At 68.1% G+C, this 12,634-nt stretch carries 14 protein-coding genes and 5 pseudogenes; 16 read left to right on the plus strand and 3 right to left on the minus strand.

Annotated elements, in window-relative coordinates; genetic code table 11:
- Positions 1-465 precede the first annotated feature (465 nt).
- The 3 genes and pseudogenes from ltrA to AB0D48_RS32005 all read left to right on the plus strand — a co-directional run.
- Complete coding sequence (gene ltrA / locus AB0D48_RS31995) at positions 466-1,932, plus strand: group II intron reverse transcriptase/maturase (protein WP_362404908.1); 1,467 nt, start codon at positions 466-468, stop codon at positions 1,930-1,932.
- A gap of 814 nt (positions 1,933-2,746) precedes the next feature.
- Positions 2,747-2,912, plus strand: a pseudogene (locus tag AB0D48_RS32000) (ISL3 family transposase); the annotation flags it as partial.
- A gap of 65 nt (positions 2,913-2,977) precedes the next feature.
- A pseudogene (locus AB0D48_RS32005) lies at positions 2,978-3,301 on the plus strand (alpha/beta fold hydrolase); the annotation flags it as partial.
- A 385-nt stretch (positions 3,302-3,686) separates the two neighbouring features.
- Here the strand turns inward: AB0D48_RS32005 and AB0D48_RS32010 are convergent.
- A complete protein-coding gene (locus AB0D48_RS32010; protein ID WP_362404910.1) occupies positions 3,687-3,842 on the minus strand; it encodes a hypothetical protein in 156 nt (51 codons plus the stop codon).
- Between the two features lie 56 nt (positions 3,843-3,898).
- Between AB0D48_RS32010 and AB0D48_RS32015 the strand changes: the two are divergent.
- The 3 genes and pseudogenes from AB0D48_RS32015 to AB0D48_RS32025 all read left to right on the plus strand — a co-directional run.
- Positions 3,899-4,069: pseudogene (locus tag AB0D48_RS32015) on the plus strand (Ku protein); the annotation flags it as partial.
- Between the two features lie 170 nt (positions 4,070-4,239).
- Entirely contained in the window at positions 4,240-4,497 is a 258-nt protein-coding gene (locus AB0D48_RS32020; protein ID WP_362405022.1) for a hypothetical protein, read from the plus strand.
- Between the two features lie 34 nt (positions 4,498-4,531).
- A pseudogene (locus tag AB0D48_RS32025) lies at positions 4,532-4,684 on the plus strand (TraR/DksA family transcriptional regulator); the annotation flags it as partial.
- Between the two features lie 331 nt (positions 4,685-5,015).
- Here the strand turns inward: AB0D48_RS32025 and AB0D48_RS32030 are convergent.
- Positions 5,016-6,167: an aromatic acid exporter family protein gene (locus AB0D48_RS32030; RefSeq protein WP_362404912.1), complete on the minus strand. Its 1,152-nt coding sequence runs from the start codon at positions 6,165-6,167 to the stop codon at positions 5,016-5,018.
- Between the two features lie 71 nt (positions 6,168-6,238).
- The gene (locus tag AB0D48_RS32035; protein WP_362404914.1) at positions 6,239-6,643 is read right to left on the minus strand and encodes a DUF1622 domain-containing protein; all 405 of its coding nucleotides are present in this window, start codon (positions 6,641-6,643) and stop codon (positions 6,239-6,241) included.
- Between the two features lie 127 nt (positions 6,644-6,770).
- Between AB0D48_RS32035 and AB0D48_RS32040 the strand changes: the two genes are divergently transcribed.
- From AB0D48_RS32040 to mscL, 10 genes and pseudogenes are all read left to right on the plus strand, one after another.
- The gene (locus AB0D48_RS32040; RefSeq protein WP_362404917.1) at positions 6,771-7,766 is read left to right on the plus strand and encodes a magnesium and cobalt transport protein CorA; all 996 of its coding nucleotides are present in this window, start codon (positions 6,771-6,773) and stop codon (positions 7,764-7,766) included.
- 174 nt (positions 7,767-7,940) lie between these two features.
- Positions 7,941-8,984, plus strand: a complete 1,044-nt coding sequence (locus tag AB0D48_RS32045; protein ID WP_362404920.1) for a YhjD/YihY/BrkB family envelope integrity protein — start codon at positions 7,941-7,943, stop codon at positions 8,982-8,984.
- A 40-nt stretch (positions 8,985-9,024) separates the two neighbouring features.
- On the plus strand, positions 9,025-9,573 hold the full coding sequence (locus AB0D48_RS32050; RefSeq protein WP_362404923.1) for a phosphatase PAP2 family protein: 549 nt from the start codon (positions 9,025-9,027) through the stop codon (positions 9,571-9,573).
- An 86-nt stretch (positions 9,574-9,659) separates the two neighbouring features.
- On the plus strand, positions 9,660-9,776 hold the full coding sequence (locus AB0D48_RS32055) for a DUF1508 domain-containing protein (RefSeq protein WP_362404926.1): 117 nt from the start codon (positions 9,660-9,662) through the stop codon (positions 9,774-9,776).
- Positions 9,777-9,940: 164 nt separating this feature from the next.
- Entirely contained in the window at positions 9,941-10,360 is a 420-nt protein-coding gene (locus AB0D48_RS32060; protein WP_362404929.1) for a phage holin family protein, read from the plus strand.
- On the plus strand, positions 10,357-10,824 hold the full coding sequence (locus AB0D48_RS32065; protein ID WP_362404932.1) for a DUF3618 domain-containing protein: 468 nt from the start codon (positions 10,357-10,359) through the stop codon (positions 10,822-10,824). Before AB0D48_RS32060 ends, AB0D48_RS32065 begins: the two co-directional genes overlap by 4 nt.
- Positions 10,821-11,087, plus strand: a pseudogene (locus AB0D48_RS32070) (DUF4235 domain-containing protein). The gene AB0D48_RS32065 and the pseudogene AB0D48_RS32070 overlap by 4 nt, the downstream one beginning before the upstream one ends.
- A gap of 81 nt (positions 11,088-11,168) precedes the next feature.
- The gene (locus AB0D48_RS32075) at positions 11,169-11,471 is read left to right on the plus strand and encodes a hypothetical protein (RefSeq protein WP_362404935.1); all 303 of its coding nucleotides are present in this window, start codon (positions 11,169-11,171) and stop codon (positions 11,469-11,471) included.
- A 94-nt stretch (positions 11,472-11,565) separates the two neighbouring features.
- Positions 11,566-12,069, plus strand: coding sequence for a hypothetical protein (locus AB0D48_RS32080; protein WP_362404938.1), 504 nt, complete (start codon positions 11,566-11,568; stop codon positions 12,067-12,069).
- A 36-nt stretch (positions 12,070-12,105) separates the two neighbouring features.
- Entirely contained in the window at positions 12,106-12,555 is a 450-nt protein-coding gene (gene mscL / locus AB0D48_RS32085) for a large conductance mechanosensitive channel protein MscL (protein ID WP_362404941.1), read from the plus strand.
- The last annotated feature ends 79 nt before the right edge of the window (positions 12,556-12,634 follow it).

Below are 12,634 nucleotides of genomic sequence, written 5' to 3' on the forward strand. Positions count from 1 at the left end.
CGGAACAACACCCACAACTCATCCGGCACCAGCCGCTCAACCAAATCCGTCATGCACGGTTCAACGAACGATCACGCCATAAGAAACGATGTCTAGGGTGCCACCAGCTCGAACCTGGCGGATCTGGGCTGGTAGCGGCGTGCACCCGCACCGTGGTTGGTGCCGGGGAACTTCCGGGTGGTTTGTGCTAGACGGCCCGGGAGGCCACAGCGAAGTGCTGCGGGTTAGCTGTGGCGATGCCGCGGGGGTATAGCCGGGTGGCTACTCCGTTGATCGATCGATTGGTGAACACGGGAACCTTCCCGGTCTCGCCCCTCGTCCGCGCTGCCAGCGCGGCCGGGACGGGCTGGGCACATCGTCTGCCGAACAGGCTGGGCAAGGGGCGGAGCCGCCGTAGTAGTCCGAGGCCGGGAGAGCCGGCCACATGGCGAAGGGCGGCAGCGAGATTGCAAGGGAGGTACTGCAATGTCCGAAGACACCGGGGTGAATGCCCCGGTCACGTGGCCGGTGGCTGAGTACGCCGAGCTACGGGTACGGAAGATGCAGATCAAGCTGCACCGTTGGGCGGTAGCCGATCAAGGCTTCCGGTTCGATGATGTGTTCAACTTCGCGTGTGACCCGGCCACCCTGGTGGTGGCGTTCGAGCGGGTCGCAGGCAACACCGGAGCCCGAACTGCGGGCGTGGACGGCCTTCGTGCCGACCACGTGCAGGCATTCGCGGCGGAAGCGTACTTGGAGCAGATCCGTTCGCAGCTGATGGCAGGGGTCTTTCGGCCAATGCCGGTGCGTGAACGGATGATCCCCAAGGCGGGCGGGAAACTGCGCCGTCTGGGGATCCCGACCATTGCGGATCGGGTGGTCCAGGCCGCGCTGAAGCTGGTCATAGAGCCCATTTTCGAGGCGGACTTTCGTCCGTGCTCGTACGGGTTCCGGCCCAACCGGCGGGCGCATGACGCTATTGCCGAGATTCATCTGTTCGGCACTCAGGGTTACCGATGGGTGCTGGACGCCGACATCGAGGCGTGCTTCGACCGTATCGACCACGCGGCTCTTATGGGCCGTGTCCGGATGCGGCTGAAGGACAAGCGGGTGCTTGCGCTGGTGAAGGCGTTCCTCAAGGCCGGGATCATGACCGAGCTCGGCGAACGGAACGAAACCACCTCCGGGACGCCCCAGGGAGGCATCCTCTCACCCCTTCTGGCCAACATCGCCCTGTCCTCACTCGACGACTTTGCCGCCGAGCAGTGGACGAACACGATGGCAACCCGGCGGGATCGCGAACGTCGACGGAAACATGGCCTGAGCACCTGGCGACTCGTCCGCTACGCGGACGATTTCGTCGTCATGGTTCACGGGACCAGAGCACACGTCGAAGAGCTTCGCGGGCAGGTGAGTGAGGTCTTGGCAACCATGGGTTTGGTCCTGTCGCCGTCGAAGACCCGGATCGTCCACCTGGCCGACGGGTTCGACTTCCTCGGATTCCGCATCGTGTGGAATCGCAAGCGGGGAACGGATAAGTGGTACGTCTACACCTTCATCGCCGACAAGCCGGTCGAGGCGTTGAAACGGAAGATCAAGTCACTGGCCCTCAGGTTGTCGCATCTCGACTACAGGATCGCGCTGATCCGGATCAACCAGATCCAGCGCGGCTGGGCCAACTACTTCAAGCACGCGGTCGCCAAGCACACCCTGTCACGCCTTGCCACCTTCGTATGGTGGAGGGTCGTGCACTGGGTGATGCATCGCAACCGCATGACGTGGAGGGCCATCCGGCGATGGCTCCACACTCCGCAAGGATGGGGAGCGATTCGCATGGAAGGGATCGAACTGTTCAACCTCGCCACGGTGCCGGTCACCCGCTACCGCTACCGAGGCAACAGCATCCCGACACCCTGGCCGGACGCAGTGACCGAGCCGATCCCAACGGCATGATCTCGTGGAGAGCCCGGTGCGGTGACAGTCGCACGCCGGGTTCGGCGGGCGGGTCCGGGAAACGGTCCTGGAGCAATCCAGGAACCGCGCCTGGACCCGACCCGACAACCTGAGCGAGGCCGCAGAGCGGTGCGTCGCAGACCACCGCGGATGCCTGCGGGTCCTGGCGCCAGATCCAGCCCAGCCCGCTCCCGAGCCGGAGAAGTTCGAAGACCCCTCCGGCTCGCCCTGCCTACCGGACACCGCTTCGCTGACCGCACCCGTGCCAAGCATGCGACCGTCCACGAACTTCTGGCCGCCGGGCTCAGTCGTAGGGCAATTGGTCGCCGACTCCGCATGACCTCCCGCACCGTCAAGCTCTTCGCCGACGCAGCCGCCCCGGAAGACCTCTTCCACGGGCAGTGGCAGGGCCGGCCGTCCAAGCTCGGTGCGTTCAAGCCCTACCTGAATGACCGCTGGAACCAGGGCTGCACGAACGCCTGGACGGTGTGGGAGGAGACCGTGCCAATTGGCTATCAGGGCAGCTACCAGCGGGTTCGCGCCTACTTCCGGGAGAAGCGGCTCTCTCCAGGCCTCGTCACAGCTCGGCCACCGTCACCCCGCGTCGTCGCCCGGATGGATCCTCCGCCGACCCGAGACTCTCACCGAAACGGAGCACCTTCGACTCAAGGCCGTGCTGGTCCACTGCCCCGAACTGGAAGCCCTCACCGGCCACGTCCGTTCCTTCGGCCAGATGCTCACTGATCACAAGGGGGAACGACTGCCGCAGTGGCTTGACGCCGTCCGGCGAGACGACCTCCCCAGCCTCCACGCCCTCGCCGCAGGCATCGACCGTGACCGCGACGCCGTCATCGCCGACCTCACCCTGCCCTGGAGCTGGCGTCGTCGAAGGCCACGTCAACCGAATCAAGATATTCAAGCGCCAAATGTTCGGCCGAGCCGGATTCGCCCTCCTGCGCAAACGTGTGCTTCTGGCGTGACCGGCGACGCGCAGACGATCATGGCTGTGGGAGAAATGAATGCCCTGGTGAGTTGGGGGATCGTCATGAATGGTGTGGTGTTGGTGCACGGCCTGTACCACGACCCACAACACTACGACCTGGTTGTTGGGGAGTTGGCTGCTGCCGGAGTCGAGGTCGCTGTTCCGGAACTGCATCGTGGCTCGCTTCTGGCCGACACCGAAGCGGTGCAAGCAGCAGTTGATGCCATGGAAGAGCCGCCCCTGGTTATGGGCCACTCTTACGGCGGGTCAGTCATCACCGGCCTGACAGGTGCTGCTCATTTGGTGTATCTGGCAGCCTTTGTGCCTGCTGCGGGCGAGAGTGCGGCCCGTCTCGGTGGTTCGACCAAGCTCCTCGCTTCCTCCATCGTGCATGACGGAGACGGCCTGACCCACGTGGACGCCGCGGCGGCCGTTGAAGTGTAGAACGGGAGGCAGCAAGCCACAGGGGGTCGTGAGACGCCTAGCGCGCAGGCGGCACGGATGACTTCCTCGGTGGCGACCCTCGGGCGGCCGCCGGTCCGGCCGCGCTCGCGGGCGGCGGCCAGGCCGGCCGCCGGGGGTGATGGCATCCAGGTTCTCGTGCAACGAGGTGAAGCCGATTCTGCTCGCGCGGTTCGCCATCCTCGCGGACCAGCTGCTCGACGCCACACACCCGGGCCGGCCGCTGGTGGAGCGGACAGCCCGGGTGGACCGGCCCGGCGTCAGCCGGGCGCGTCGTGCGACCTGGTGGTGCGGGGGCCGTGAGCCCGTCTCAATTGCCGATGCCGGAGCTGCCGATGCCTGAATTGCCGATGCCGTGGCTGCCAATGCCCGTGTTGCCGATGCCTGCGTTGCCGACGCCGTCGGCACTGGCCGCGCCGGCGCCGCAGATAGCCAACACTGCCGCGGCACCCAGCGCGGCCGTCACGCGGAGAAGAGTTGTGTGCATCGCCGCATACCTCCTACTACCTCGGCCCACGCGGCATGGAGTTCGGGAAGGTCTACAGCCTGCTGGAGCAGGCCCTGACCAAGGCCGGCAAAGCGGGCATCGCCACCTTCGTCATGCGCCAGCACGAATACCTGGTCACCCTGAAAGCCGAAAACGGCCTCCTCACGCTGCACACGCTGCACTGGGTGGATGAGATCCGGGACCCGAAGAAGGAGATCGACACCCTGCCCGGGAACACGAAGGCCTCGGACCAGGAGCTGAAGATGGCCGAGCAGCTTATCGAAGCCATGAGCATGGACTGGGACCACGAAAAGTTGACGACACGTTCCAGGAGAAGGTCGCCGCCCTCATCGAGGCCAAGAAGGCCGGCGAGACCGTGGAGAAGGCCGAACCCGCCGCGGAGCCGACCGGGGTGGTCGACCTCATGGAGGCCCTGCGGGCCAGTGTCGAGCGCGCCGGAAGCCCGAAGACCGCGGGCGGGGAGGCCACGGTCTCCGGGAAGACCGCGGCCGGGAAGAAGCCGGCGGCGAAGAAGCGGATCCGCTCCGCCCCAAAAGAGGACCTGAGCGGCTTGTCGAAAGCAGACCTTTACAAGGAGGCGGCGGCCGCCCACGCCCCGGCCGCTCGAACATGACCCGCGACGACCTGGTGAAGGCGCTGTCCCGAAGATGACCCGGGCAGGTAATGACGAGCGCGGTCCGTCCACCTTCGCGACCGCCCGCGCACGCCTCGCGGCCGACCGTGCCGACACCCTCGCGCGGGCGGCCGCGCTGAGCCGCGACTTCGACGGGATCGTCGTGGCGAACGCCCTGGTCGCGGTTGCATGTCCATGGGGTATGGGTACGTACCCGTACCCATACCCCCGGTGGAGGCTGCCACATCCGGCTGGCCCTACCGGCTGGGCATGGAGGACTCCCCGAAGGCCGACCTGGTGGGCGCTCAGAATGATCCCCCCGTGTTACCCACTCACGCAGCGTGCGCGACTGTGATCCAATTTGGCACCTTCGCGTGCCGCTTTCAGCGCGTGCATCCGAGCGCATATGGGGCGAAGCGGCCCCTGCGACGTGCTGCGGCGACGTGAATGTCCCCGTCGGCTCCGCGCGCCTGCCAGCGGGCGCGCGAGAACGACGTCCTCGGGTGTAGCGCCTTCGGTCAGGATGTCGGGGTGAGGGCTTTGTGGCCCGAGCGGAGTTCGGCCAGAAGGCGGCCGATGTCCGTGAGGAGAGTTCCCTGGAGGGTGTGTACTGCCGGCGTGGCTTCGGCGGCTGCGCGCTCGTGCTGTTCGACGTGGTCGAGTTCTTCCGTCGCGTCGTCGATCAGGCTGTCAAGGTGTCCGGAGTCGGTGAGGGAGGTCTGGCCGATCTCCTGCATCGCGGTGGCCGCCTTTCGCAGCAGCGAGCTGGAGGCAGTCCGGAAGGACGCGGAAAGGTTCTGGATTTCTCCGCTGTCCAGGGCGTAGTCGAGGGCGCGGGTCAGGGACCGGAGGTGGTCCATGGTGCGTTCGGCGACGGTGACGGCGCCGCGGGCGCGGGGCAGGGCCGTGTCGCTGGCGATGCCGGGGCGGGGGTGGAGGCGGCTGTTTTCGATCTCCGCATCGATGGCGTTTTGGATACGCTCGCATTCGGCGGCGAGCTTGCGCCAGTCACGGCGCCAGTGCCGGATGCGCTCAGTGTCAGGATCGTTTCCTTCGAAGATCTCAGCCAAGTCGTCGAGGCGTCGGCTCACCGCCGCGTACAGGTCCGCGACGGCTTGCTGCCGGTGGTGGACGTGGCGGGCCGGAGCGAGGACAAGGTGGGCGCTGAGGCCGCACAGCGCACCGACGGTCACTGAGGCGGCCAGGTAGCCGATGTAGTCGATGCGTCCCTGCCCGGAGGAGAACGCGAAGAAGCCGATGATGGCGACCTGGGTGCCCTGCTGGCCGAACCGCTCGATCCTTCCCAGGCAGAGCGCGATCAGGGTGAGGAGCCCGAATGTCCACCCGTGAATCCCCGCCACGGCGGCCAGGGAGGCTGCGAGTGCGGCCCCCGCGGCCATCGCCACCAGGTACTGGACGCAGTCGCGCACCGACCGGTACACCGTGGCCTGCAGGGCGACCAACGCGGTGAACGGCGCAAACGTGGACACGGTCGGCGGCAGCAGGTAGCGGGCGATCACCCACGCGGCCATCGCCGCGACGACGGATTTGGCCCCCAGGACCAGATCGTCCCGCTCACTTCCAGGGCCCCGTGCGGCACGCCGTACGTACTCGATTCTTCCCGCCACGGCCGCCCGCACCCGGTCGCCTACCTCGCTCAGTCTGGGCACAGTCGATCACCTCGCCAGCCCGTGTTCCCCGCCGGTCGGCATCAAACACCGGTGGCACGAGAGGCGGATGATCAGGTGGCCGCGGTCCGCTGCAGGGGCTCCTTCTGGTCGCGTTCGATCTCGGCGCGTTCCTGCGCGATCTCCCGGGTGAGGAAGAAGTTCAGGAGGGTGCGGATGGCGGCGATGGCCGCCAGCTGGCCGATCTCGGTGAAGCTGGGGGCGACCGCCGTGCGCAGGACGTCACCCGCCAGCTGGAATTCCAGTCCCAGGACGAGGAAGCGGCCCAGACTGAGACGGATCTTGTTGAACTCGCTGATGAGGGATCGCCGGCGGAGGCCGGTCGTGGCGAACCGGGCGAAGGCCCAGACGGCGCCCGCGAAGATGATCAGCGCGCCGGCCGCCTCGATGACGTGGACGAGCCATCCGATCAGCTCCTGCACTCCGGACTCGGACACCAGTTCACCTGACACGTTCATGACGCTGCTCATACCCGCGTCTGCGCGCTTACACGGGCCGGCTCCGGTGTCTCCCACCACACGGCGGGCACCAGACGAGAGCCGGCCGCGGGCGCATGAAAGTGGGCTGGTGAAGCATGCGCGGGAGATGGAATGTGTCATATACGACCAGAACTCGGGCCGGTCGGAGCATGTGGAGTGCGAGCTGCCGGACGACGCCTGCCAGTCGGCCCTCAAGCGACTGCGGGGCTTGGGCGACGGCGAGTTCGCCCGGGTTCGGCTCGCAGACCCTTCGGAGGGCGACTTGGTCCAGCTGACCCAGGAGTTGGGCCTGCACCCGCTGGCCGTTGAGGACGCGCTCCATGGACAGCAGCGCCCGAAAGCCGAGCGGTTCAACGACATGCTCGCTGTCGCGCTGAAGCCCCTCCGGTACGTCACGGAAGAGACGGCGGTGGAAACCGGCGACATCATGATCTTCGTAGGAGCCCGCAGCGTTCTCACCGTGCGCCACGGCCCGCTCGACCCCTGCCTCGAGGCCGCCCGCAGGCTCGACGCAGAACCGGACATGCTGCGCCTCGGCCCCTGGGCCGTCCTGCACGCGGTGCTGGACGTCGCCGTCGACGCCTACAGTGACGCCGCCCGCAGGGTGCGCGCCACGCTCAACCGGCTCGAAGACGAGGTGTTCTCGACGTCCCGCGTCGACCACACCCAGAGCATCTACTCTCTCAAGCGGGAGGTCCGCGAGTTCCGTGATGCCGTACAGCCGCTCGTCCCGGTGGTCCAGAACCTTCTGAGCGGCCCGGGCGGGGTGGACCAGCGGCCGAAGATCGCCCCGTACATCCGGGATGTCGCCGATCACCTGCACCGCACGGACATCGAGGTGCGGACCCTGGACGAACTACTGGACTCGGTCCTCGGCGCGCAGCAGGCCCGGGTGGGCACCTGGCAGAACGACGACATGCGGCGGATCTCCGCGTGGGCGGCGATCTTCGCGGTCCCCACGATGGTCGCCGGCGTCTACGGCATGAACTTCGAGCGCATGCCCGAACTTGGCTGGACCTATGGCTACCCCCTCGCGGTGGGTCTCATGGCGATCGCGGCAGGAACTCTCTACCGTGCGTTCCGCCGCAACGGCTGGCTGTAGCACCCGGCACCCGGCACCCGCCCGCCTGAGCCCCTGTCCTGGCGGCTCGCCGCAGACAGGGGCGGGGGCCACCGCCGGATCTCGGGAGCCGTCCAGGCACCCTTTCTCCGAAGAACCCGGGTACTCGCGCGGCCTGGCTGACATGAGTGACGCCGCGCGGGAAAGCCGCAGGGTATGACACGCACACCGAAGCCAGGCCAGGGGTGGAAAGACGAACGCGAGGAGAGCGGTCGCGAGAGCACGGCGGGGCCGGATCCGCAGGTGGAGGAGCGCGCTCCCGACCAGCTCACCGAGCTGCCGAAGCGGTCGTGGACGGCGGTGCTGCGCGGCACCGTGAAGGAGTTCAAGGACGACGAGCTCGCCGACCGGGCCGCGGCGCTCACGTACTACGGGGTCCTTGCCCTCTTCCCCGCCCTGCTCGTGCTGGTGTCCCTGCTGGGCATCGCCGGGGAGTCCGCGACGAAGCAGGTCCTGGACAACCTGCAGAAACTCACCCCCGGCTCGGCCCGCGACGTGATCAGCAACGCGGTCCAACAACTCCAGGGCAACGCAGGCGTCGGATCGCTCCTGGCGATCGTCGGCCTGGCCGTCGCAATCTGGTCGGCCTCCGGCTACATCGCCGCGTTCATCCGCACCTCGAACGCCGTCTACGACATGCCCGAAGGCCGCCCGGTGTGGAAGGTTCTCCCGCTGCGCCTGGCCCTCACCGTCACGCTGATGGTCCTGGCCTGCGCCAGCGCGCTCATCGTCGTCTTCTCCGGCTCCCTGGCCCGGCAGGCGGGCACAGCACTGGGAATCGGGGACACCGCCCTGACCGTGTGGTCGATCGCGAAGTGGCCGGTCCTGGTCCTGCTGGTCACGATCATGATCGCGATCCTGTACTGGGCCGCCCCGAACGCGAAGGGCCGCGGTTTCAAGTGGATCACGCCCGGGAGTTTCCTGGCGCTGGTGATCTGGATGATCGCCTCGGCCGGCTTCGCCTTCTACGTCGCGAACTTCGCCTCGTACAACAAGACGTACGGCACTCTCGCGGGCGTGATCATTTTCCTGGTGTGGTTGTGGATCACCAACCTGGCCGTCCTTCTCGGCTTGGAGTTCGATGCCGAGATGGTGCGCCAGCGCGCCATAGCCGGCGGAATGCCCGAGGACGAAGAGCCCTACGTGGAGCCCCGCGACACACGTAAGTGGAGCGATGAAGACCGCCGCCGCCTGGAATGAGCGGCGCGTGGAACAAGCGCGGGCGAGGAAGCGGCGCGGCATGGAAATCCTGGAAGTCCTGCGCAGCGGTGATCATCGGCTGACGAGACGGATGGCCGCTTGGGACTCGGCCTGGGCCCGGCAGGTGCTGCCGGGCGTCGAGGAAGCTGCCGAGCACACGAAGCTCTGGTGGTCCGCCGCCGTGATCATGGCGGCCGGCGGGGGCTGGCGGGGACGCAAGGCCGCAGCCGTCGGCATCACGGCCATGGCGGTCGCGGAGCTGCTGTCGAACGGGGTCGCGAAACAGCTCGTGGAGCGGCGCCGGCCGCCCGAAGAGTGGATCTCGCACGACGACGTCGAGGACCGACCCGACAGCTCCTCCTTCCCCTCCGGGCACACCGCCGCCGCCGTGGCCTTCACCGCAGCCGTCGCGTCCTCCTGGCCATGGGCAGGCGCCGCCTGCGCCGTACCGACCGTGCTGGTGGCCCTCGAACGGGTGCACAGCGGCGCGCACTACCCCTCCGACGTCGCAGCTGGCGCCGCCATCGGCCTGGCTGCAGCCGCCCTCGTCCGGGCGACACCCCACCTCCTGGTGCGCCGCTTGGGATGACCACCACCCACAGGCGGGTGACCGGTTCCTTGGGGGGTAAGCGCGCCGTGACAACAGCGTGCACATCAACCAGGGAGGGGTCTGCCATGGCGGCGCGTTTCGAGGTCCGGCACCAGGCGGCCAAGGGCTATCACTTCGTTCTCGCAACGAACGGGCAGGTCATCGCGACCAGCGAGCACTACGAGACCACCGGTCCTGCCTGAACGGCATCGACTCCGTCAAGCGCAACGCCGACGCCCCCTCAGGATGACACCGGCACCAAATAGGGCCGTTGACCGGCGCGGCACCCCACCGGCGATACGAACGGCGGCCATCGTGCAGCCATCGCGCCATAACGGACGAAGCATGTGGAGAAGGTGAAGAGCAGATGAGCGCCGTTGAACGGCACCCGGACCAAGGCAGTACCGAGGAATCAGTGGGCGACCTCGTCTCACGGGCGTCGCAGCAGATTTCGGAGCTGGTCCGCGAGGAGATGCAGCTGGCCCGGGCGGAGATGACCCAGAAGGGCAAACGCTTCGGCGTGGGCGGCGGCCTGTTCGGCGGGGCCGGCCTGGTCGGCTTCCTGGCCGCGCAGGCCTTGGTCGGCGCCGTCATCGCAGCCCTGGCCCTGCTCCTCCCGGTGTGGGCTTCGGCCCTGATCATCGCCGTCCTGCTGGCGGCCATCGCAGCCGGGATGGCCGCGGCCGGGAAGAAGCAGATCGCCAAGGCCGGCACCCCCGCACCGGAGCAGGCCATCGACAGCGTCAAGGCCGACGTGGCCGAGATCAAGGAGGCAGCACACCGATGAGCACCCCTTCGCAGGGCGACAAGGAATCCGCGCCCACTCCCGAGGAGCTGCGCGAGCAGGTCGAGCACACCCGCGAGGAGCTCGGCCAGACCGTGGAGGCGCTGGCTGCCAAGGCCGACGTCAAGGCGCAGGCCAAGGACAAGACGGCGGAGATCAAGGAGCATGCCGCCGAGAAGGCCACCCTGGTGAGCGGCCAGATCCGAGACAAGGCGGCGCAGGCCGCCCAGTTGGTCAAGGACAAGACACCCGATCCGGTCCTGGACAAGGCAACCCATGCCGCGACGCAGGTCCGCGACGCCGCGGCCCGGGCAGGGCAGCTCACCGCCGAGAAGACCCCGGGCCCGGTCCGCGAAAGGGCCGAGTCGGCCGCGACCATGGCGAAGGCCAACCGCACCCCCCTCCTTGCCGTGGCTGCCGCCTTCGTCGTCTTCCTGCTCCTGCGTCGCAGCCGCAGGCGCTGGTGAAAGCATCCAAGATCGCTTACAAGCCGGTCGGTCTGCTGCTCGGCGCCACGAGCGGCATGATCGCCGGCGCCGCTTTCAAGCAGGCGTAGAAGATGACCGGCCACGACGACGACGCCCCTGACGCCACCGACGAGTACAGCACCTGGCAGGAAGTCCTGATCGCCGCAGCCCTGCAAGGCGCGATCTTCGCCGTCGTCAAGGCCGCTGTCGACCGGGCCCGCGCCGTCACCACCCGGCGCCTGACCGGCACCTGGCCCCGCTGAACCGTTCAAGGGCGGCGCCGGCCTCGCCTCACAGACCGGCGCCGCTACGCCCCCCTGCATTCCGAAACGATGGAGGAAGCCGTGGCCGCGCACCCCGGGCTGCACGCCCTCACCGCCGCCGCTCTCGCCACCGCCGTGCTGGTCGCCCGTTGGCGGGCCACCCGCGCGGCCCGCGACACCCACGGTGCCAGCGCCGCCAGGTCCCCCTGGCGACGCACGGGGTCCCAACCCACCAGCGCGGACACCGCCCTCGCTCGCGTGGCCGAGCTGCATTCCTCGTTCCTGGACCCGACCCTGCGGGAAACCGACGCCCACCTTGAGCAGTACTGGAACAAGCTCACCTCGCTGTACCCGCACCGCGACGGCGAGCGCCGCCACAGGTAGGACCCGGGCGCCACCGCGTCAGCGGGCGGGCCCACCAGCAGCGTGCTGACCTCCGGTGCGGGTATCGCTCCCTGCTCTGGGCACACGAGACCTCATGCACGGACAACATGCGCGTCCCACGAGCACTCTGTTCGGCCCGGCACCCACAGCCCAGACACCGCCGCCCAGGCAAGGGGGCGCCAAGCACTCCCGCCGAGGCAGTATCACCGGCCGCCTGCGCCGCCGGCTCCTCGCTTACCGGGCGATCGACTTCCTCTCCACACACATCCCGGACCACTCCGGGCCGGGCGAGGAATGCCTCCTCCTCGTCCACGTCCGCCAGGTCGTCGGCCAGGTCCACTACCGGATTTGCACCGACTGCGCCCAGGGTGTCGTCACCGCCCTCGTCATCGACGAGCGATTCCACAGCACCGGGCTGGGCAACCGGGCGCTTTCACACCTGCGCTCCCGCCACCCGGGCCTCGCCTGGTCCAGCACGCTGAGCATGCGCACCACACGTGATCTCCTGCGGCGGATGAGCATTCCCACCATCACGGCTGACACGCGCTGTCCCCACGCACACCGGCCGCTGTCCGATCCGACGCTCGTCAGCGGCTGACGTTGCACAGGTCGACGTCGAAAACCTCCAAGGAGTATGAAGGTGAAGGGCTTCCGCAGCTTCATCCTGCGCGGCAACGTGGTCGACCTAGCCGTCGGTATCGTCATCGGCGCCGCATTCACCGCCGTGGTGAACGGCTTCGTCGGCGCCTTCCTGACACCGCTGGTCGGGCTGGCCACCGGCGCCACCGGCGACATGAACCGCAAAACCTTCACCGTGGGCGCCACCCAGTTCCCCTACGGCGCCTTCATCAACGCGACGATCAGTTTCATCCTCCTGGCCGGCGCCCTGTACTTCCTGGTCGTGTTGCCCATCAACAAGCTGCACGAGCGCCTCGCCCCGCACCACGATGTCCAGGCCCCCAAACGGGACTGCCCCGAATGCCTCAGCCCGGTCCCGGCGCAGGCCAGGCGCTGCGCGTCCTGCACCGTCCCCCTGCCCGCCGTACCCGCCCAGGCAGGAGAGATCACCCAGCGTGCCGGATAACCGCCTCCACTGATGGAGCAGCACCAGCTGACTGGGTCTGACCGCGGCCCCGGATCGCTGGGCGCGCTCGGCTCGAGCC

Source organism: Streptomyces sp. NPDC048269 (assembly GCF_040652395.1).
Taxonomy (GTDB): domain Bacteria; phylum Actinomycetota; class Actinomycetes; order Streptomycetales; family Streptomycetaceae; genus Streptomyces.

Coding starts and splice junctions, on each gene's coding strand:
- ltrA (WP_362404908.1), top strand. CDS start 466: ATGTCCGAAGACACCGGGGTGAATGCCCCGGTCACGTGGCCGGTGGCT.
- AB0D48_RS32035 (WP_362404914.1), bottom strand. CDS start 6,643: ATGAACGTGTCAGGTGAACTGGTGTCCGAGTCCGGAGTGCAGGAGCTG.
- AB0D48_RS32040 (WP_362404917.1), top strand. CDS start 6,771: ATGGAATGTGTCATATACGACCAGAACTCGGGCCGGTCGGAGCATGTG.
- AB0D48_RS32045 (WP_362404920.1), top strand. CDS start 7,941: ATGACACGCACACCGAAGCCAGGCCAGGGGTGGAAAGACGAACGCGAG.
- AB0D48_RS32050 (WP_362404923.1), top strand. CDS start 9,025: ATGGAAATCCTGGAAGTCCTGCGCAGCGGTGATCATCGGCTGACGAGA.
- AB0D48_RS32055 (WP_362404926.1), top strand. CDS start 9,660: ATGGCGGCGCGTTTCGAGGTCCGGCACCAGGCGGCCAAGGGCTATCAC.
- AB0D48_RS32060 (WP_362404929.1), top strand. CDS start 9,941: ATGAGCGCCGTTGAACGGCACCCGGACCAAGGCAGTACCGAGGAATCA.
- AB0D48_RS32065 (WP_362404932.1), top strand. CDS start 10,357: ATGAGCACCCCTTCGCAGGGCGACAAGGAATCCGCGCCCACTCCCGAG.
- AB0D48_RS32080 (WP_362404938.1), top strand. CDS start 11,566: ATGCACGGACAACATGCGCGTCCCACGAGCACTCTGTTCGGCCCGGCA.
- mscL (WP_362404941.1), top strand. CDS start 12,106: ATGAAGGTGAAGGGCTTCCGCAGCTTCATCCTGCGCGGCAACGTGGTC.